Consider the following 20053-nt stretch of genomic DNA (forward strand, 5'->3'; position numbering starts at 1 on the left):
GTCGTGCCAGCTGTTCCCGCGTCGCCGTTGACTGTTGACGGGATCGTTGAGACCAGTATGCGCCGCAGAGAATTCGCGGTGAAGGGCTTGCAGCCAATCGCAGACATAGTTGAGTCAGAAGTAATAGAATGGGGCGATGTATTCCTCAGAGATGCGTCGCGCCGCTGTTGCCAAGACGGCTTCGTCCTCCATCGCCGAGGTGGCAGCCGAGTTGGGTATCTCGCCATCGAGTCTGCGTCGGTGGACGCTGCGATCCGACCTTGACGACCGCCCGCGCAGCGGCCGTCCGCAGATTCAGAGTACGGCAGATCAGGTCGTGGAAGCCCTGGTGAGCACGGCAGGGGCGAGGATCTCGGGGAAGGACTATTCGACGAGGGCTCTCGCCGAGGCGACCGGGCTGAGCCAGAGCATCGTGTCCCGTGCGATGAGAGGGATGACGGTGCACCGCGACCAGCTGCGCGGAAGCGCTGAGATCACGGTTGTCGCAGGCGGATTCCCGCTCGTTGTCATCGGCATCCGACTTGGTGACGAGCACGGTGTGGGTGAAGCCTTTGATGGGGGTGCCGGCCGCGATGGTGGTGCGAGCGCAGTATCGGCACGACGGGTCCAACGCCGCATCGCTGGCATCGTGGCGGCTCTGCGTTCGGCAGGTGTTCAGCGTTGGCCGCAGCGTTTTGACAGCGAGCATCGCCAGACAGATGCTCAGGACCTGCTCGATCTGCTTCGGGACGGGGGCGAGCGCGAGCGCTTCATCGTCTTCGATCCCTTCGGTGAGACGGACGATTTGGACGTGCAGGTCCCGATTGCGAACGCCGGCATCGTGGTCCACAGGGAGTTCGATGCGTTTATCGACGACGTCAAAGCTGGACTCGCTCTCTGCCGCGATGTTCCCGGTTCCCTGCTCGACACCCTCTCCGGCCGTGTGCGTCACGGTTTCGAAGGCGTCATGTGGCGGCAATCGAGCCAAACTGATGCTCGTAGAAGTTCCATTTCTTCTGACTCAATGGAGATCTCTTCGTGGTTGCCGAAGGGGACTCGGTCCATCACAGAACACCTGGCGATCGCCCTGCGTGAGGAGATCATCGATTCGGGATATCAACCTGGGGACAGAATCAATCCGCGCCTTCTGTCGGGGCGGATGCAGGTGCCCCGCTCCTCGGTGGATGCCGCTCTGCGGCGCATGGTCGATGACAAGCTGCTCGACGGTTCACGGGGCGGTTCGAGGATTCCACTGATCACCACCCTTGACGTCCTCGACCTCTATGCCGGACGCATGTCGGTGGGGGAAGTTCTCCTGCGCTCGCTGGCGCTGCGACCGAAGCGCTACTTCGTGCCCGTGCAGCTGGCACTGCGGCAGGTGGAGGCCTCGGCGGCGACGAAGAGCGGCATCGACGTCGAGGATGCCGATCTCCACTTCCAGCAGGAACTGGCACGGGCCTCCGGTCTGCGACAGAGCGCCCGAGCCTTCGAGGCACTGACCCTGCGCCTGCGCCTGTTCATCTCTGTTCTGCAGCTTGACTACTCACCCGCCAGCGATCGCATCCTCATCGATGACCGCGCTATCTTCAGGGCACTGTCCCTCGGTGACGCCGATACCGCAGTGGTGGCATGGCGAGGCAAAGTCGACAACGCGGTCAGGCACATGGCCGGACTGTTCGCTCAGCGTCGGTTCGACCAAGACCTCTGGGCCCAGCTCACCCGTCGAGTATGAACGGACCCGCCGGCCAACCTCGGCGAGGGTGACTGGTATAAATTTGGGGAAAGTCAAAGCTTGAATCCGCAGAGCCGAATGGGATAGTTGAACCGTGGAGACCTTGATTGTAGGCGTGGCCGGGGGCACCGGCAGTGGAAAGACAACCCTGACCCAGGCGCTGCTGGACAAGTGCGCGGGCCCGCCTTCGGTGTTGTTTCACGACAACTACTACCGGCGGCGAGACGAGCTGACGTACGAGGAGCGCGAGAAGGTCAACTACGACGACCTTGACGCCTTCGACAATGACCTGTTCGTCGAACATTTGAGCGCTCTGCGGGCATCGCAGTCGGTGGAGAGCCCGGTCTACGACTTCTCGATCCACAATCGCAGCGATCGCACGACGCTCGTGGAGCCATCGCCAGTGATCATCGTCGAAGGCATCCTCATCTTCGCCGAACCGCGAATCTGTGAACTGCTCGACATCAAGCTCTTCGTCGACACCGACGCCGACGTTCGGCTGCTGCGGCGGATCAAACGCGACGTCGTCGAACGAGGACGGACCCTGCAGTCTGTTGAGGACCAATATCTGGGCACCGTAAAGCCGATGCACGAGCTGTATGTGGAGCCCTCGAAGCGCAACGCAGACATCATCATCCCTGATGGCGGGCACAATATCGTGGCCATGGACATGGTGCTCAACCGAATCCAACGGGACGTTGGGTAGAGCTCTGCCTGATCGGGTTCCAGTTCGTTGAAATCTCGTGCCAGAGGCACGAGTACCTTCGTGTCAGGCGTTCGAAAAGTCTCGTGTCAGTACCGGATTGTAGTGTGTTTGCATGGACACGGAGACCGTTCCGGATGCACCACCGGCGGACCTCGATCTCATTGCAGAGATCGACCGCTTCGCATCTATGCTGCGCGGTGAGCGGCCTGCTGTAACCGAAGCCGAGACATTGGCACGCATCACCGCGTTCGAGAGCCTGAAGGCGACCATCGTGTCCGCGCAATCCGCCGAGGCGGTGGCATTCGAGGGCTTGCGCCAACGCCGAGATGCCCTCAACCAGGTTCCCGCACGTGATTGCGGAATCCGCTCCGCTGAGGAAATCGCCCTCGCGAAGAAGGTGTCACCGGGTTCCGGTCGAAAGTTCCTGTCCACCTCTCGTGCGATCGTGTGCGAGATGCCGAATACGTTCAAAGCTCTCGCCTCCGGGGAGATCTCAGAAGACAAGGCCCGTGTCATGGCCGACGAAACGGCGACGCTGCCCAGCGCTGACCGACGCAAGGTCGACACTCGTATGAAGATGAGCATGGGACCCGCCGGGATCCGGAGCCTGCGCACCGAGGCGCGCGCCTTGGCGGAGGAGATGAACGCCGAGACGGCCGCTGAGCGAGCGGAGAGAGCGACGGCTAACCGACGTGTGACCATGACCGCGCTCGAAGATGGAATGGGACGAGTGTCTGCGATCCTTCCGATCCAGCAAGCCGTTGCCGTCTATGAAGGGCTGAGAGGTGCGGCCGAATCAGTGACTGCAGCCGGAGGCGCCCAAGGGCGCAGAAACAACCAGCTGATGGTCGACACATTCGTCGAACGCCTGACTGGACAATCGAGTGCGGCAGCCATTCCCACCGAATTGCACCTCGTCGTAGAGGCGGAAACATTGCTCTCCGATGGAATGGTGCCCGCCTGGTTGCCAGGCTTCGGTCCTCTCCCTGCTCGGACCGCACGCAACTTCCTCGCCGCCAATGAGGCAGAAGTCTTCATCCGCCGGATGTTCACCCGCGCGACCGACGGTCAGCTGGTGGGGATGGAATCTCGCGGCCGCATATTCACTGGTCAATTACGGCAGATGGTCATCTACCGCGACGATGTGTGCCGCACTCCGTGGTGCGATGCGCGGATCAGGCACGCCGACCATGCGGATGGATATGCCTCAGGCGGCGCGACTTCGTGGGAGAACGGCTCAGGACTGTGCGCCGCGTGCAACTATGCGAAGGAACATCCGGGTTGGAAACACGAAGCGACGGCAGAGGGTCTTAAAGTCACCACTCCCAACGGCGCTGAGTACGAGGATCTGACCCCGCCCTTCGTCAGACGAATGAAATACCCGCGAGCCGTGTCCGGGTCGTTGGACCCACCCCGAACAGTTGACCCACCAGGAACCAGTGACACGTGGGAAGCCGGAAATTCGCGCTCCTCTCCACGCGACGACGATTGGCGGCTGAAGCTGTCCGGATTTCTGGAGCCTGAACGACGCAGGGAACCACAAGGCACGGAATGCCGCGAAGTGGAGATCCCGTTCCTTCCGATCACAGGAGCAGAAGCGAAGAAGTACGAGGAAAGCCAGCGAACAGCGCGTGACCAGGGCGAACCTCCGGAGCTCGAAATCGTAGAGATCGTCGAACCCGTTCTACTTCCACGAACGATTTGGCCCACATATCGTCGCAGGATTCGCAGTTTCAGCGATTCCGAGGACTGCTGTGTGGAGAGGACTTTTCGGAAGGCGCTGCTCGAAGCGAGCTGACGTGGTGAATCTGCAACAAATCCGACACTGTCCACACAGCGTCAGATTGCATGATTTTGAGCATGAATGCGGACGACAACAACGCTCCAGGACCTGATGCCGACCGCAGGGTTCAAAAATCCGAGGACGGTGGCAGCGACGAGGCCCCGCTGCGGGTTCCCTGCGACGACGCGAGACTCGGCCCGGCCGGAGTCTGCTTCAAGCGGCTCGTCTCCTGCCGCTTGCGACAGTCGCAGTTTGGATCGCCACGATCTTCGTGCCCATTCTCGACAGTGGAGCTACTGAGGGCTTAGGAATCACGATCACATCCTTAGGGGAAGCTCCGCTCGGCACAAGGGGCACCGACCCTGGCTTAGTCGCCATCTGGATACTCATTGTGATCATCGCGCTTCTGCCTTGGCTATTTGGATACTCACACTGGTGGTCGGCAGCCGCGATCCTGATCGGTGATGTCATTCTCTTCGGCCTCGTAGCCGTGGCGATCACCCCGCCTTCCCTGATTTGGGACGGACAGACCGCCGAAGGAGTGCCGACAGGGGGTATGGAAATTGCTCGCCCCGACTTCGGGTTCGTGCTGTGGATCATCGGGAGTCTAGCGCTCATCGTCGCCGGCATCTGCGGATGGATCGGGGTACAGCGGCTAAAGAGCGGGGGATCGAAATGACTGCGGGAGGGCGTGAGCGATCCCGTATCGTGGCCAAGGTACTCCCGATCCTTGCGATGACCGCGTGGGTCGCGACGATCTGGGTGCCGGTCTTTGACAGCACTTCCAACAGTTTGCATTCCAACGAGTCCATGGTGCTTATCGTCACCTCACTCGGACGTAGGCCGATCACCCTGAGCGAAATCGACGTCGAGCTTGTCGTGATCTGGGCTTGCCTGCTCACCTGCGTAATCTCCGGGTGGCTCGTCAATGGTCTGCGGCTGTGGGCATGGGCCGCTGCAGTCCTCGGAATCGTGGTCATGTCGCATCTAGGAGCCATGGTGGAGGACCCGCCGACAATCATGTGGGACGGCAAAGACGGAGACGGCATGTGGATCGGCGGTATGGAGGTGGCCTCTCCCTCAGTTGGTGCTGCATTTTGGGCGTTCAGCGGCGTCGTACTGGTTACGGCTGGAATCTGCGGACTCATTTCCGAACGGCATCGCTCGAACGTGCGGATCCGCCGCTGGTTCGCAACCGATCACCGTACGTCTGGCCGGCCTGGCCGAGCGACCAATCATCAGCACATCTCCGCGGTCGACCGCGCGGCCTGCCTGTTTCCACTTCTTGCCCTGGCTTCGTGGATAGTGATGATCTGGGTGCCGATAATGGACAATACAGCGTCGGACGAAGACGATGTCACGTTCACGTCTCTTGGCCGACAGACGGCCGACCTTGTCGATTTCGAGCCCAGTGTGGTGATCGCATGGTTGATAGTCCTCATCTGCGCAGTTGTCGGCTTGGCTAACGACCTTCCGCGCTGGTGGCCTGCGATTGTGCTGGGACTCGGTGTCGTGCTGTATGCGCTGTTGGTAGAGCGATTGGCTCATCCGCCGATTGTCCGGTGGGCGGGTGAGACAACAGATGGGCAGTCGATCAGCGCGAGTATTGTCGGCTATCCGGCCGCTGGAGTGAGCTACTGGGCACTGGGAAGCGCCGCTCTGGTCTCGGCTGGAATCTGCGGACTCATCGGTCAGAGGCGGCAACACCCCATAAACGCAAAACGTCGGCACCTCATCAGCTGAAGCATCTCGCGGCTGATGAGGCGCCGGCGTCACCGGGCGAAGCAAGTCACTTACTGGGGCAAGAACACTCCGTCGAAGAACTCACCGATCTCGTCGTGAGCATCCAGAGGGAAGATGCCCGAGACGTACTGATCGGGGCGGACGACGACTACGGCGCCGTCACGGCTGATGCCGCGTTCGTCGTAGATGTCTTCCTCGGGCAAAGCTGCGAAGATCTTCTCCACGTATTCGAGGCCGAACTTGCCCACGTGTGGGCGGAACGCCGTCGGAACATCGGGGAACGAGAACGCGGTGTGATCCTGCTGGTAGACGACGTTGAGATCGATGAGTGCATCGAGGTCAGCGCCCTCACGTCGGAACCTGACCAGAGGTGAAGCTGGATCAAATTCGAGCCAGTCAGCCAACTGAGTGGTCTTGGACTCCGCCGCGTCGTCGCCGAGCGCCGGGGCTGGAGCGTCAGCGAAGACGTAGACGCGCCAGCGGCCATCTGCGCGTGCTCGGTGGCCAAGATGGATGAAGTTGGCGTCACAGTTGCGCTGTACCCGAGCGGACTTGAACCTCTTGCCCACCGGGAAGCCGGTCGCCAATTCCTGATGCTTGGGCGAAGCGGTGATCATCGATTCCGTGTATTCGGTCATGAAGCCGGCAGGGAACTCGGCAGTCTTGACGTAGAAGTCCTGTAGATAGGTCTCGTCCGGAAGATCCTCCTGCGGAGTCGCCATCAGCGTCGACCATTCCTTGTCGAAGTCGATGAGGTTCTTCGCAGTCACCTGGCGCTCGGCGGAATAGGTCCGCAGCAGTTCGTACGAGGACCGTCCGGAGAGCACTTGGCCGAGTTTCCACGAAATGTTGAACCCGTCCTGCATCGAGACATTCATGCCCTGGCCCGCCTTGGCCGAGTGGGTGTGGCAGGCATCGCCGGTGATGAACACGCGTGGACACGGCGAGCCGACAGACGTGTCATCTGTGTCATCGAAGGCATCGGTGAGGCGGTGTCCGACCTCGTAGACGCTGTGCCAGGCCACGTCCTTCACGTCGAGGCTGTACGGGCTGATGATGGCGTTCGCCCGGTCGATGATCTCGTCGACGCTCGTCTGTCGCACCTTGCGTGCGTCGTCTTCGGGGACTTCGCCCAGGTCGACGTACATGCGGAACAGATGCCCGCCCTCCCGGGGGATGTGGAGGATGTTTCCGTGTTTCGAGGAGATTGCGCATTTGGTGCGGATATCGGGGAAGTCCGAGTTCGCGAGCACGTCCATCACACCCCAGGCGTGGTTGGCCTGGTCGCCGGCCATCTTGCGGCCGATGGACCTGCGCACGCCCGAACGGGCCCCGTCGCAGCCGATCACATAGCCGGCGCGGATAGTGCGCTCTTCTCCTGCGCGGTCACCCGCGGTGTAGCGAACGGCAACCGTCACTGGGTGATCGGACGCGGCGGCTTCGGAGCTGGATGGGTCGGCCGAGCCTGCGGTGGCAGCATCGTTGACCTTGAGATCGACGAATTCGATGCCGTAGTCGGGCTCGATGCGGCCGGGGGACTGTTTGGCGAACTGCGCGAAGTAGTCGAGGACTCGCGCCTGGTTGACGATGAGGTGCGGGAACTCGCTGATTCCGGATTCGTCATCCTTGGGTCGTCCGGTGCGGATGATGTGTTCGGGGTTCTCCGGATCCGGATTCCAGAAGGACATGTCGACGATGTGGTAGCCCTCGCGGATGATCTCTTCGGCGAATCCGAACGCCTGGAAGGTCTCGACCGAGCGGGCTTGAATGCCGTCTGCCTGCCCGATGACCAGTCTCGAGTCGCGCTTCTCGATAATCCGGGTGTTGACTTCGGGATATTGAGACAGCTGTGCTGCCGCGATCATGCCAGCCGGGCCGCTGCCGACGATGAGGACATCGACCTCGTCGGGCAGATCCTCTGGACGATCGATTCCGTAACCTGCTGCAGCTTCGATCCGCGGGTCTGCGGACACATAGCCGTGCTGGTGAAAATGCATGTCAACCTCCGGTTCATCACACGTCTTCGTGACTTTCCAATATTAGCAGTTCATATACGATCTTGTGTTGCTCAGGTCATCATGAGCGGATACCTATGATCGGGCTCACGGACTGCTCCTCCTCGTGGGCCGGTCCCAGGGGGATGCCCGAGCGGTCCCGCAGGAGCAGCGTGGCCACCAGCGCGATCACGGTCACACCACCAAGATAGATAGCCACCGAGGTGGTTGTTCCGGTGGCGGAGACCAATGCCTTTGCGATCGTGGGTGCGAAGGCCCCGCCGAGGATCGACCCGATCGCATAGGACACGGAGACACCGGAGAAGCGCACGCTGGAGGGGAAGATCTCGGCATACATGGCCGGCTGCTGCCCATAGGTGAAGCCGAGTCCGACGGTGAGGATGACCAGCCCGAGGAAGAGCATCCAGATGCTGCCGGTGTTGACCAATGGGAAGAGGGAGAAGATGCCGATCAGCAGCAGAACCCATCCGAGCAGATAAGTGTTCTTGCGTCCGATCTTGTCCGAGACGGAGCCGGCGATGATCGTGAAGATCAGCCACGACACCGCCGAGGCGGAGACTGCCCAGAGCACGGGGCCGCGCTCGAGCCCGATTGGGCCGGTCGGGTCGGTGGCGTAGTTCTGAATGTAGCCGCCGGTGGTCATATAGCCGGCGGCATTGTTGCCGACGAAGACCAGCGAGGCCAGGATGACGAGCAGCCAGTGGCACTTGAACAGTTTGCCGAGTGGGTTGGTGACCTGTTCCTTGCGTTCGGCGATCTCGTGGAAGACAGGGGACTCTTCAACCCCGCGACGAATCCAGTAGCCGACGGCGACGAGCAGGATCGAGAGGAAGAAGGGCACGCGCCAACCCCATTCGAGGAAGGCTTCGCCCGGAGCGATCACGGTCATGAGTGCGAGCACGCCGGAGGAGAGGATGAGGCCGATGGAGACACCGATCTGCGGGAAGGATCCGCGCAGCCCGCGATGTTTGACCTCCGCATGCTCGACGGCCAGGAGGACCGCTCCGCCCCACTCGCCGCCGGCGGAGATTCCCTGGATGACGCGCAGGACGATGAGGAGGATGGGTGCTGCAAGGCCGATCGAGTCGTAGGTCGGTAGGAAGCCGATCAGGGCGGTGGCCGCACCCATCGCGATGAGGGTGATGATGAGGACGACACGGCGCCCCAGTTTGTCACCGTAGTGTCCGGCGAGGAATGCGCCCAGTGGGCGGAACAGGAAGCTGATGCCGACAGTGGCGAAGGAGACCATGGTCGAGAGCGTCGACCCGAGACCACCGAAGAACAGCTCGTTGAAGATCAGTCCAGAGGCAGCCGCATAGAGGAAATAGTCGTACCACTCGATGCTGGTGCCGACGACGGTCGCGAATGCCACCCGACCTTGGGTGTGCTTTTTACTCACCATGACTCCTGTGTCGCATTGTGACTGCTGCGTTAGTGCCGCTGTCCCATGGGTGGGAGATCGCAGCCATCGGAACGCTGACGTGACCTCAATCATGTGACGCGGACTACTTGTCCTCCGGAACCGTATCATATACGATCTGGGTGAAAGCCAATCGAAATGAGGTGCGAGATCGATGTCGACTCCAGCTGGTGTCCCAGTCCGACCGGGCAAGATCATTGCCGTCCATGTGGCGTACGAGTCACGCTCCGCCCAGCGCGGAAAACGGCCCTCCCAGCCGTCCTATTTCCTCAAGGCCACCAGTTCCCTGGCCGCGTCTGGTGAGGCGATCGAGCGCCCTGCCGGGACATCGCTGCTTGCCTTCGAAGGCGAGATCGCGGTCATCATCGGCACCGCGGCCCGATCCGTCAGCCCCGACGAGGCCTGGACCTTCGTCGAGGGAGTGACCGCGTCCAACGACTTCGGCCTCTACGACATCAAGTCACCCGACAAGGGCTCGAACCTGCGGTCGAAGAGCCGCGACGGGTACACACCGCTGGGTCCGAACATCATCCCCGCCGCCGAGGCTGACCCTCAGTCGCTGCGCATCCGCACCTGGGTCAACGGCGAGGTCAAGCAGGACGACGGCACGGGTGCCGCACAGCTGATCTTCCCCCTGACCCAGATTGTCGCCGATCTCAGCCAGCACATGACCCTGGAGCCCGGCGACGTCATCCTCACCGGCACCCCTGCGGGATCATCCGTGGTGGCTCCCGGGGACACGGTCGAGGTCGAGGTCAGCACCACCTCGGCGAGTACCGGATCAGAACTCAGCACGGGCCGACTCGTCACGAATGTCGTCGAAGGGCCGGGGAAATTCGACCCGAACCTCGGCAGCACACCGGCCGTGACCGAAGCGCTGCAGGTCGACGCCTGGGGATCGCGAGAGGCCGCAGGCCTGGCACCGGAATCCACCGGCGGCGGTGCACTGAGTGAGGACCTGCGCGCCAAGCTCACCGAGGCTCCGACGGCTGGTCTCTCCGCGCAGCTGCGTGCACGCGGACTCAACAATGTGGTCATCGAAGGCGTCTCGTCGCTGGTGCCCGGCAGCAAAGTCGTGGGCACCGCGAAGACTCTGCGCTTCGTGCCCAACCGTGAGGACCTGTTCAAATCCCATGGCGGCGGATACAACGCCCAGAAGCGGGCTTTCGACTCTTTGCAGTCCGGTGAGGTCGTCGTCATCGAGGCGCGCGGCGAGTCCGGTTCGGGAACCCTCGGTGACGTGTTGGCGCTGCGGGCCAAGGCCAAAGGTGCGACCGGCGTCATCACCGACGGGGGAGTCCGCGACTCCGCCGAGGTGGCCGGAATCCTCCCCGTGTTCTCGACGGCGAAGAACCCCGCCGTGCTCGGCCGCAAACACGTTCCCTGGGAATCGGACGTGGCAGTGGCCTGCGGAAACGCCACCGTGCTGCCCGGCGATGTGATCGTCGGAGACGACGACGGAGTCATCGTCATCCCACGTGACCTCGTCGAAGACGTCGTCGACTCGGCGTTGGCGAAGGAGATCGAAGACGGCTGGGTGGCCGAGCAGGTCGCGGCGGGCAATCCGATCGAATCCCTGTTCCCGCCCAAGGGCCAATGGAAAGAGAAGTTCGAAGCCTGGAAGGCCGCGCGATGACTTCTGTTCCCACCGCGGAGACACAGCCGGAGGCGACGTCACTGAGCAAGGCGGAGACGGCCTACCGGTGGATCCGCAAGTGCATCGCTGATCAGACCTTCGAACCCGGACACAAACTGGTTCTGGCTCAGATCGCTCTCGAACTCGACACCTCTGTCGTGCCCGTGCGGGAAGCCATTCGCCGCCTCGAGGCCGATGGACTCGTCACCTTCGAACGCAATGTCGGGGCTCGTGTGGCCATGGTTGACCACACCTCCTACGTCCAGTCGATGGAGGCCGTGGCGATCCTTGAGGGTGCCGCGACCGCGCAGGCGCTTGAATTCTTGGATGAGCAGGACCTCGCCGAGGCGGATGCGATCAATGAGCGCATGCGTGATCTGCTGACCGACTTCGATCCCACCGAGTTCACCCGCCTCAACCACGAATTCCATGCGGCACTGTTTCGCCGGTGTCCGAACGAACGGCTGCACAATCTGGTTGCCGTCGAATGGGACCGCCTGGCTCACCTGCGCAACTCGACCTTCTCCTTCGTGCCCGAACGGGCTCTGGGGTCGGTCGACGAGCACTCCAGGATCGTTGCGCTGATCCGGGCCCGCGCCTCGGCGGAGGAGATCGAGCGGGTGGTGAGGAGCCACCGCTCAACGACCCTCGCCAGCTACCAGGAAGCCCAAGCCACCTCCAAGACCATGAGAAACATCGACAGAGAAGAGGACAAGTCATGACCGAGTCCACTGCAGCTCCAGCAAACCTGCCGGAGAAGATCCGTCACTACATCAACGGCGAATTCGTCGATTCGATCGACGGCGACGAATTCGATGTCATCAACCCGGTGACCAACGAGCCCTACATCAAGGCCGCCTCAGGCAAGAAGGCCGATATCGACGCCGCCGTCGCCTCGGCGAAGTGGGCCTTCGACGAGGGCCCGTGGCCGACGATGCTCCCACGTGAGCGCGCCCGCGTCCTCAACAAGATCGCCGACATCGCCGAAACCCGCAGCCAGGAACTCGCAGAGATGGAGTCCTTCGACTCCGGTCTGCCGATCACCCAGGCGAAGGGCCAGGCCAACCGCGCAGCGGAGAACTTCCGCTTCTTCGCAGACCTCATCGTCGCCCAGGTCGACGACGCGTTCAAGGTCCCCGGCCGCCAGGCCAACTACGTCAACCGCAAGCCCATCGGCGTCGCCGGGCTCATCACCCCGTGGAACACACCGTTCATGCTCGAGTCGTGGAAGCTGGCCCCGGCGGTCGCAACCGGTAACGCCGTCGTGCTCAAACCCGCCGAGTTCACCCCACTCTCGGCATCGCTGTGGCCGGGCATCTTCGAAGAGGCAGGACTGCCCAAGGGCGTCTTCAACATGGTCAACGGCTACGGCGAAGAGGGCTTCGCCGGCGACTCCCTCGTCAAGCACCCGGACGTCCCGCTGATCTCGTTCACCGGTGAGTCCACGACCGGTCAGACGATCTTCGCCAACGCCGCTCCCTGGCTCAAGGGCCTGTCGATGGAGCTCGGTGGAAAGTCACCGGCCGTCGTCTTCGCCGATGCCGACCTCGACACCGCGATCAATTCCACAGTCTTCGGCGTCTTCTCCCTCAACGGTGAACGCTGCACCGCTGGTTCGCGCATCCTCGTCGAAGAGTCGATCTACGACGAGTTCGTCGAACGCTACGCCGCCCAGGCCAAGCGTGTGAAGGTGGGTCTGCCCTCGGATCCCACCACCGAGGTGGCCGCACTGGTCCACCCCGAGCACTATGACAAGGTCATGTCCTACGTCGAAATCGGCAAGGAAGAGGCTCGCCTCGTCGCAGGCGGCGGTCGCCCCGAAGGATTCGACACCGGCAACTTCGTGGAACCAACCGTGTTCGCCGACGTCGCACCCGACGCACGGATCTTCCAGGAGGAGATCTTCGGGCCCGTCGTCGCGATCACTCCGTTCAAGTCCGATGAAGAGGCCCTGCAGCTGGCCAACAACACGAAGTACGGTCTGGCCGCCTACATCTGGACCTCCGACCTCAAACGGGCACACAACTTCTCGCAGGCCGTCGAATCCGGAATGGTGTGGCTGAACTCGAACAACGTCCGCGACCTGCGCACCCCCTTCGGCGGTGTCAAGGCTTCGGGCCTCGGACATGAGGGCGGCTACCGTTCGATCGACTTCTACACGGAACAGCAGTCCGTGCACATCAACCTCGGCGAGGTTCACAATCCCGTCTTCGGGAAGCAGTGAGAGGAAAACACATGTCCCAAACCATTCCAATCCCATCGGTTCCGGCACCCGACATCCTGCGGTGCGCCTACATGGAACTCGTCGTCACCGACCTGAAGAAGTCCCGTGACTTCTATGTCGACGTGCTCGACCTCCAAGTCACCGAGGAAGACGACAACGCCGTCTACCTGCGGTCGATGGAGGAGTTCATCCATCACAACCTGGTGCTTCGACAGGGACCCGTCGCAGCGGCCGCAGTATTCTCCTATCGCGTGCGCACACCTGAAGATGTCGACGCTGCCGAGGCCTACTACCGTGAACTCGGCTGCGAAGTCGTGCGGAAGAAAGACGGCTTCGTCAAGGGCATCGGCGATTCGGTGCGCGTCCAAGATCCCCTCGGGTTCCCGTACGAGTTCTTCTACGAGGTCGACCATGTCGACCGTCTGGCCTGGCGCTACGACCTCTACTCCCCGGGAGCTCTCGTCCGGATCGACCACTTCAACCAGGTCACCCCAGACGTGCCGAAGGCAGTGGACTACATGGAGAACCTGGGCTTCCGCGTCACCGAGGACATCCAGGACTCCGACGGCACCGTCTACGCGGCCTGGATGCGCCGCAAGCCGACGGTGCACGACACGGCAATGACCGGCGGCGACGGGCCGCGCATGCACCACGTCGCCTTCGCCACGCATGAGAAGCACAACATCCTCGCCATCTGCGACAAGCTCGGTGCACTGCGACTCTCGGATTCGATCGAACGCGGACCGGGACGCCACGGCGTCTCGAACGCCTTCTACCTCTACCTGCGTGACCCCGACGGTCACCGGATCGAGATCTATACCCAGGATTACTACACGGGCGACCCCGACAACCCCCGCGTGACCTGGGACGTTCACGACAACCAGCGTCGCGACTGGTGGGGCAACCCGGTTGTACTATCCTGGTACACCGACGCCTCCACGGTCCTCGACCTCGACGGCAATCCGGTGCCGCTGAAGCAGCGCACCGACGATTCCGAAATGGACGTCACGATCGGCGCCGACGGATTCTCCTACACCCGCCGTCAGGATGCGACGACGAACTTCGGTGAGCGCTCCGGCGCTGACGACGGAGAAGACGAGTTCAAATTGGGCCACCAGCTCTGAGGAGACGCGCACATGCTCGATGAATCAACGATCGCGGCCATCGCCGACGATCTGGCGAATGCGGAGAAGAACCGGACGAAGATCGGTCTGCTCACGGCGAAGTATCCCGATATGACCGTCGAGGACTCCTATGCCGTGCAGAACGAATGGCGTCGCCGAGGCGAGGCGTCCGGGCGCAGGCTGATCGGCCATAAGATCGGCCTGACTTCGAAGCCGATGCAGCAGGCGACAGGGATCAGCGAACCGGATTACGGGGCGATCTTCGCCGACCAGGTCTACGACACCGGCTCGGTAATCGACCACTCGCAGTATTCGGGCGTGCGCGTCGAGGTCGAACTCGCCTTTGTGCTGAAGGACGAGCTGCGCGGACCCGACATCGGCCTCATCGACGTCCTGCGAGCCACCGAACATGTGGTGCCGGCACTCGAGGTGCTGTCGTCTCGGATTGAGATGGAAGGCCGCACCATCGTCGATACCATCTCTGACAATGCGGCACTGGGGGCCATGGTCCTCGGCGGTCGTCCGGTGGCCGTCGACGCTGTTGATCTGCGCCGAGTCGGTGCGCTGCTCTATCGCAATGAGTCGGTCGAAGACTCCGGCCTCGCCGCCGCCGTCCTCGACCATCCTGCCCGCGGCATCGTGTGGTTGGCGAACAAGCTGGCCGAACACGGCGATGTCCTTCAAGCAGGCGAGACCGTTCTGGCAGGATCCTTCACCCGGCCCATGTGGGTCAGCCCGGGTGACACCGTCCACGCCGACTACGGAGATCTGGGAGTCATCACATGCCGTTTCAAGTAGATCTGCCACAAACCCTCACCCAACGCGTCGCGCAGTTGGGCGAGGGGGAGTACCTGGCCGGAATGTGGGTCTGCTCCGGCTCGCCCGTGGCTGCGGAGATCGCCGCGGCCTCCGGAATGCAGTGGGTGCTCATCGACGCCGAGCATTCGCCCATCGACCTGCAGATCACGACCAGCCTCCTCCAGGCCATGAACGGATACCCCGCGACCCCCGTCGTGCGGGTGCCCGTGAATGATCAGGTGCTCATCAAGCAGTACCTCGACCTCGGTGCGCAGAATCTGCTCGTACCGATGGTCGATACCCCTGCCGACGCCGAGGCTGCCGTGCGTTCCGTGCACTACCCACCTCGCGGTGTGCGTGGGGTCGGATCGGCGCTTGCCCGGGTCTCGCGCTGGAACGCGGTGCCGAACTACCTCGCTCGGGCCGAAGAATTCGTGTCCCTGACCGTGCAGATCGAATCCGCAACGGCGGTGGACAACGCCGCGGAGATCGCTGCTGTTGATGGGATCGACGCGGTGTTCGTCGGGCCCTCTGACCTTGCGGCTTCGATGGGTCTGCTCGGTCAGCAGTCCCATCCGGATGTCACCGCAGCGGTGCTGGCCACCTTCGACGCGGTCAAAGCGGCCGGCAAACTCGTCGGCGTCAACGCCTTCGATCCCGAGCAGGCTCGCAAGTACCTCGACGCTGGTGCTTCGTTCGTGCTCGTCGGTGCCGATGTCGGCCTCATGATGAACGGCGCCCGCGCCTGGGCCGAGACCTGGGTGCGCGATTGAGCGACTGACTGCAGTAATAGCCGCGTGACTGCAGGACCGTGGCCCGGAGGGTATGCGTCCTCCGGGCCACGGCTCTATTCATTACTCCTCACTCCATTCACTCCTTGTTGCGGCGGCTGCCCGTGATGAGCAGGGCAGTGGCTCCGAGGCCGATGAGGAAGATCCCGGCACCGATGAGCATTCCGTTGCCTGTGGTTCCCGTTCTCGGCAGCTGTGCAGGAGGTGCGGGTGTCGCAGGTTTGTCGGCGACCGGCTCGACTGGAGATGCTGGGGCTTCCGGTGGTGCCGGGGGTGTCGAGGGTTCCTCGGGTGGTGTTGGTTCCGGTGGTGCTGGGGGAGTGGAGGGTTCCTCGGGTGGCGCTGTCGGCGTCTCCTCAGGTGGTCTGTGCACGGTCTCGGCGGGGACGCCCCAGTCGCTCGTCCACTTGTGGTGCTCGTCGTTGCCCTGGATCGTGGTCACATATGTGACCCACCCGACGGGCATGTCGATGGCCTCCGAGCTCACGGTTGCCGTGCCGTCCTGGTCTCCGACGACAGTGATGTCTTGGGAATCGAGCTCTGTCCCACTGATCTCTGTGGACTGCTTCGGCTCTGATTCCGAGTGATATGCCGTCATCGTGATCACTGCTTCGCCGCCTGGGCGCAGTCCCCTGACCGTGACTTCGTCGTGGACGGAGTTGACCTCAAGGACCGCTACCGTTGCGGCTTTCGGGGTCCAGGGGACAAAGCCTGTCTCTCGCGGCTGACCATGGACACCATTCCATTCCTTTGTGGACTTGTCACCGGCGATGGTCTCAGTGAAGTACATCCAGCCGTGGAAGTCCGTGGGGACTGTGATCGCATCGGATTGGTGCGTGCCGTTGCCGATGTTCTTCGACGTCACCTCGGCTATCACCTCGGCGTCGTCGTTCTTCTTTCCGGGTTCCGGCATCGATTCCGTCTGCCACAGCTTATGTTTCACGGTGACCGTGTGGTCACCGACCAGGCCTGTGACAGTGAACTTGTCGGTGACCGATTCGTCGGGCTGTGGACTCTGATCCGAGATTTCGGTGGTGATGCGAGGCTGTGAGGTCATGTCGACCTTCGCCTGGGCTGAGACGTCGACAGGTTCGTCCGGCGTGATGACGCGCTGCACTCGTTTGGTCTTCTGCGGCTTGTAGAGGAGAACTGACTCCGGTGCGAGGCTCGCAGATGCCTTGGCCGTCACCGTGCCTGGAGCCTTGAGTTTGAGGGTGGTGACAACGGGCTTCGCCTCACTGGTCAGGGACTTCGGCGCGTCCGTGGTTCCGCTGATATCGAGGGCGATGGGGATACCGGGCACCGCGGTGCCGGACGCGCTGGTCAAGGACACGGAGAGCGTAACTGAACCCGTCGTGGGGAGTTGGAGCGTTGTGTCCTCGTCCTTACCGTCGTCGTCTTTGCCGGCGTCGTCTCGTTTGAAATCACTGTCACCGAGTCCCTGCTTGCCGTATGCCTCGAGTTCCGGCATGTCCAGGACCGGGGTCAGAGTGACTTCGAGGGTATAGGGGCCTGCAAGTTTCTTCGACTCGGCGCTGATCTTTGAGAACTGCTTCGCGGCACCCTTGAACTTCCTTCCCAGATCGCCAGGCTTCTGCGGAGGCACCTTGTGGTCATGCGGAATCGCCTTGTCCAGGCGAGCCAGCGCGCTCAAGGCTGCCTGCACATCGGCTGATTTGGACCCGGAGTACTCGTACAGCGCCCATGCCGTCTGCGCAGAGGTGACCGTCTTCGGTTTCGAGCCCTTGAAGTACTTGGGAAGTGGCGACTGCTTGCCGGCATCGATGCAATACGCCTGAGTGTCATCGAAAGTTCTGTAGGCGCCGTACCAGGTCTTTCCCTGTGGCGCGTGATGCCAGATGCCGGGACCATAGGCGTTGCTGGCTTTGTGCATCGGCACCTCTCCGAGACCTGCCGGCGGTCCTTGGGCCATGGCGGGCCCGAATCCGATGAGCGGGGCCAGGGCCAAGATCAGGAAGAAGAGAGCTGAGCGGAGAGTGATGCGTCTGCGAGTAGTCATACCCTGATTCCACGATGACCTTGTCGTACCTGGCCAGAGCAGAAAATCTGCCTGTGAATTCACTCGGTGCCATCCACAGGAAAACGAACATGAGTCAACGTCGACGGCAGCGTGGGTGTGGACAGACGAGCACTCCCACAGGCATCTATCGTTCCAGGTCACGACGGATGGCGACGATATCGGTCGCGTAATGGGCGATTCCATCGCAGCGATCCCTCGCCGAGGTGGCCCCGGGAACGCTGATTCGTCCACATGCCAGCGAACTTGAGTGGGACATCGAAAGCCAGGAACTGTTGCCGGACGGACACACCATTCTGGGCCTGACGTCAGCATTGGACCGTAAACTTGGCAATGCGGCAATTCCAAACGACGAAGGACGATATATGTCGGATCAGGTGGGCCCTGGACAGGGCCCCGACTCGCAGCAGAACGCGCACCCGGGCAACCCAGTGCCCCCGCGCGCGCAACAGCCTCGGGTCGCCGGCCCCCGGAACCCTGATGTTGCGCCTCAGGGGCAGGCACAGATGCCGCCTCCGGGTCAGGGCCAGATGCCGCAGGGGATGCCTCCTCAACAGGGGCCTCCGCCTCAACAGGGGCCGAGCAATGACCGGTTTCGTCCTCGTCCGCAGCAGCCCGGACCCGGTTCGCAGGGGCTTGGTCCTCAGCAGCCGGGTCCTCAACAGGCTCCTCGTCAGATTCCCCAGCCGGGCATGAACCCGGCGTTCCAGGGACAGGCCAACCCCCACCTCGGCGGCCAAATGGGCCAGCCCCCGATGCAGGGCCAGCCACCAGTGCAGGGCCAGCTACCGATGCAGCGACGCGTCTACGAACAGGCGCGGTTCGCGCCGACCGTGACCCAAGAGATGCGGGTCCGTGCGCGCATGCAGGCACCACAGCAGATCGTTTCGGAGACACCGTGGACCGGGGCCGTGCGCCAGTCTCAGCCAGAAGAAGAACCAGATTCGACGGCAAACGTGGTGCGTCTCGTGATTGCCATCCTTGCGGTGGTCGGACTGTTCGTGGGACTCTTGCTTCTCGCCCTGCTCGGCGGTCTCAACTTCGGTCTTAAACTCTTCGTCCTCGTCCCACTGTCCGCGATCCCATTGATCGCAATCATCGCCTACGTGCTCTGGCTCGATCGCTGGAGGCCGCAGCCCAAGATCATTCTCGGACTCTGCCTGCTCTGGGGTGCCGTCGCCGCCGTCATCCTCACCCTCTTCGTCACGCTCGTCGGCCAAGTCGCTCTGTACTTCTCCGGCGTCGGCGCAATGCCCAACGCATTCGGCACAGTGGTTCAGGCCCCGATCGTCGAAGAGACAACGAAGACCGTACTGCTCGTTGTCATCGCTCTCGCCGCTCGTCGGCACTTCGAAGGTCCCCTCGACGGACTCGTCTACGGAGCCCTCATCGGCGCCGGTTTCGCCTTCACCGAAAACGTTCTTTACCTCGGAGGAGCGTGGGAACAGCACCAAGCTGGGGGTCTGCTGCAGACTTTCATCTTCCGCTGCATATGTTCTCCGTTGTTGCACACAGCGTTCTCCACCTGTGCCGGCGTGACTATCGGACTCGCTGCCCGGAAGTGGCAGTGGTGGGCGGTCATCCTGATGTGGCTGCCCGGACTTTTGGTCGGGATGCTTCTCCACGCACTGTGGAACGGCACCATGACCGGACTCGGCCATTTCCACCCGGTCGTGTCGATCATCGGACTCATCGCCCTCAGCTTCATCCTCACCACTTGTTGGGTGGTGCTGGGAATTCTCCTCCGTCGCAGCGAACGCCTCCACACGCAGAACATGCTCGGCGACTATGCAAATACAGGCTGGCTCACCCACTCCGAGGTGGACATGCTCGCAACGTGGAAGGGACGCAAGTTCGGCAAGCGCTGGGCGGATTCCTTCCCCGGCGGCAAAGAGGAGATGCGCACCATGATCCGCACCTCCGGGGACCTCTCGACGACACGCATGCGGCTCCTAGCCGGAGTCGGCGGGCAGAAAGAACGTGACATCGAGAGCTTCCAGCTGAAGAAGTTCTCCTCCGCCCGCGATCGCCTTCTCGCCGCCTCGAGAAGCGTGGTTCGCTGAC

General features: G+C 62.4%; 15 protein-coding genes. 12 read left to right on the forward strand and 3 right to left on the reverse strand.

What is annotated here, in order from left to right; translation table 11 throughout:
- Window positions 1-136: 136 nt before the first annotated feature.
- From INT40_RS12070 to INT40_RS12090, 5 genes are all read left to right on the forward strand, one after another.
- On the forward strand, window positions 137-1711 hold the full coding sequence (locus tag INT40_RS12070) for a transposase (RefSeq protein ID WP_101571990.1): 1575 nt from the start codon (window positions 137-139) through the stop codon (window positions 1709-1711).
- 94 nt (window positions 1712-1805) lie between these two features.
- Window positions 1806-2417 carry a uridine kinase gene (udk, locus tag INT40_RS12075; RefSeq protein ID WP_257930139.1) on the forward strand — a complete coding sequence of 204 codons (612 nt, stop codon included), beginning with the start codon at window positions 1806-1808 and terminating at the stop codon, window positions 2415-2417.
- Between the two features lie 112 nt (window positions 2418-2529).
- Window positions 2530-4215 carry an HNH endonuclease gene (locus INT40_RS12080; RefSeq protein ID WP_193071638.1) on the forward strand — a complete coding sequence of 562 codons (1686 nt, stop codon included), beginning with the start codon at window positions 2530-2532 and terminating at the stop codon, window positions 4213-4215.
- Between the two features lie 256 nt (window positions 4216-4471).
- Complete coding sequence (locus INT40_RS12085) at window positions 4472-4879, forward strand: hypothetical protein (protein WP_193096153.1); 408 nt, start codon at window positions 4472-4474, stop codon at window positions 4877-4879.
- A gap of 29 nt (window positions 4880-4908) precedes the next feature.
- Window positions 4909-5943, forward strand: coding sequence for a hypothetical protein (locus INT40_RS12090; protein ID WP_193096154.1), 1035 nt, complete (start codon window positions 4909-4911; stop codon window positions 5941-5943).
- 50 nt (window positions 5944-5993) lie between these two features.
- Here the strand turns inward: INT40_RS12090 and INT40_RS12095 are convergent, their stop codons facing one another.
- Window positions 5994-7940 (reverse strand): FAD-binding monooxygenase, encoded by a 1947-nt coding sequence (locus INT40_RS12095; RefSeq protein ID WP_193096155.1) that lies wholly within the window; start codon window positions 7938-7940, stop codon window positions 5994-5996.
- Between the two features lie 79 nt (window positions 7941-8019).
- Entirely contained in the window at window positions 8020-9360 is a 1341-nt protein-coding gene (locus tag INT40_RS12100) for an MFS transporter (RefSeq protein ID WP_193071634.1), read from the reverse strand.
- Between the two features lie 172 nt (window positions 9361-9532).
- Here INT40_RS12100 and INT40_RS12105 point away from each other — a divergent pair, with 172 nt between their 5' ends.
- Genes INT40_RS12105 through INT40_RS12130 form a run of 6 tightly spaced genes read left to right on the forward strand, consistent with a single transcriptional unit; the run spans window position 9533 to window position 15933 of the window.
- Window positions 9533-11014, forward strand: a complete 1482-nt coding sequence (locus INT40_RS12105; protein ID WP_193071633.1) for a fumarylacetoacetate hydrolase family protein — start codon at window positions 9533-9535, stop codon at window positions 11012-11014.
- Window positions 11011-11736: a GntR family transcriptional regulator gene (locus INT40_RS12110; protein WP_193071632.1), complete on the forward strand. Its 726-nt coding sequence runs from the start codon at window positions 11011-11013 to the stop codon at window positions 11734-11736. The genes INT40_RS12105 and INT40_RS12110 overlap by 4 nt, the downstream gene beginning before the upstream one ends.
- Window positions 11733-13238 (forward strand): 5-carboxymethyl-2-hydroxymuconate semialdehyde dehydrogenase, encoded by a 1506-nt coding sequence (hpaE, locus tag INT40_RS12115; RefSeq protein WP_193096156.1) that lies wholly within the window; start codon window positions 11733-11735, stop codon window positions 13236-13238. Before INT40_RS12110 ends, hpaE begins: the two co-directional genes overlap by 4 nt.
- An 11-nt stretch (window positions 13239-13249) precedes the next feature.
- Window positions 13250-14362 carry a 3,4-dihydroxyphenylacetate 2,3-dioxygenase gene (gene hpaD / locus INT40_RS12120; protein ID WP_193096157.1) on the forward strand — a complete coding sequence of 371 codons (1113 nt, stop codon included), beginning with the start codon at window positions 13250-13252 and terminating at the stop codon, window positions 14360-14362.
- Window positions 14363-14374: 12 nt separating this feature from the next.
- Complete coding sequence (locus tag INT40_RS12125; protein WP_193096158.1) at window positions 14375-15160, forward strand: fumarylacetoacetate hydrolase family protein; 786 nt, start codon at window positions 14375-14377, stop codon at window positions 15158-15160.
- A complete protein-coding gene (locus INT40_RS12130; protein ID WP_193096159.1) occupies window positions 15145-15933 on the forward strand; it encodes an HpcH/HpaI aldolase family protein in 789 nt (262 codons plus the stop codon). The genes INT40_RS12125 and INT40_RS12130 overlap by 16 nt, the downstream gene beginning before the upstream one ends.
- A gap of 97 nt (window positions 15934-16030) precedes the next feature.
- On the opposite strand, the gene INT40_RS12135 is transcribed toward INT40_RS12130, so the two are convergent.
- A complete protein-coding gene (locus INT40_RS12135) occupies window positions 16031-17971 on the reverse strand; it encodes an LPXTG cell wall anchor domain-containing protein (RefSeq protein WP_193096160.1) in 1941 nt (646 codons plus the stop codon).
- Between the two features lie 383 nt (window positions 17972-18354).
- Here INT40_RS12135 and INT40_RS12140 point away from each other — a divergent pair, with 383 nt between their 5' ends.
- The gene (locus INT40_RS12140) at window positions 18355-20052 is read left to right on the forward strand and encodes a PrsW family intramembrane metalloprotease (protein WP_226831236.1); all 1698 of its coding nucleotides are present in this window, start codon (window positions 18355-18357) and stop codon (window positions 20050-20052) included.
- Window position 20053 lies beyond the last annotated feature (1 nt).

Origin of the sequence: Brevibacterium sp. FME17, from assembly GCF_014897515.1 — a bacterium.
In the GTDB taxonomy this organism is placed as follows: domain Bacteria; phylum Actinomycetota; class Actinomycetes; order Actinomycetales; family Brevibacteriaceae; genus Brevibacterium.

Excerpts from the sequence above, each read along its gene's own strand:
- INT40_RS12070 (WP_101571990.1), top strand. The coding sequence starts at position 137 with ATGTATTCCTCAGAGATGCGTCGCGCCGCTGTTGCCAAGACGGCTTCG.
- INT40_RS12080 (WP_193071638.1), top strand. The coding sequence starts at position 2,530 with ATGGACACGGAGACCGTTCCGGATGCACCACCGGCGGACCTCGATCTC.
- INT40_RS12095 (WP_193096155.1), bottom strand. The coding sequence starts at position 7,940 with ATGCATTTTCACCAGCACGGCTATGTGTCCGCAGACCCGCGGATCGAA.
- INT40_RS12100 (WP_193071634.1), bottom strand. The coding sequence starts at position 9,360 with ATGGTGAGTAAAAAGCACACCCAAGGTCGGGTGGCATTCGCGACCGTC.
- INT40_RS12105 (WP_193071633.1), top strand. The coding sequence starts at position 9,533 with ATGTCGACTCCAGCTGGTGTCCCAGTCCGACCGGGCAAGATCATTGCC.
- INT40_RS12110 (WP_193071632.1), top strand. The coding sequence starts at position 11,011 with ATGACTTCTGTTCCCACCGCGGAGACACAGCCGGAGGCGACGTCACTG.
- hpaE (WP_193096156.1), top strand. The coding sequence starts at position 11,733 with ATGACCGAGTCCACTGCAGCTCCAGCAAACCTGCCGGAGAAGATCCGT.
- hpaD (WP_193096157.1), top strand. The coding sequence starts at position 13,250 with ATGTCCCAAACCATTCCAATCCCATCGGTTCCGGCACCCGACATCCTG.
- INT40_RS12125 (WP_193096158.1), top strand. The coding sequence starts at position 14,375 with ATGCTCGATGAATCAACGATCGCGGCCATCGCCGACGATCTGGCGAAT.
- INT40_RS12130 (WP_193096159.1), top strand. The coding sequence starts at position 15,145 with ATGCCGTTTCAAGTAGATCTGCCACAAACCCTCACCCAACGCGTCGCG.
- INT40_RS12135 (WP_193096160.1), bottom strand. The coding sequence starts at position 17,971 with ATGACTACTCGCAGACGCATCACTCTCCGCTCAGCTCTCTTCTTCCTG.
- INT40_RS12140 (WP_226831236.1), top strand. The coding sequence starts at position 18,355 with ATGTCGGATCAGGTGGGCCCTGGACAGGGCCCCGACTCGCAGCAGAAC.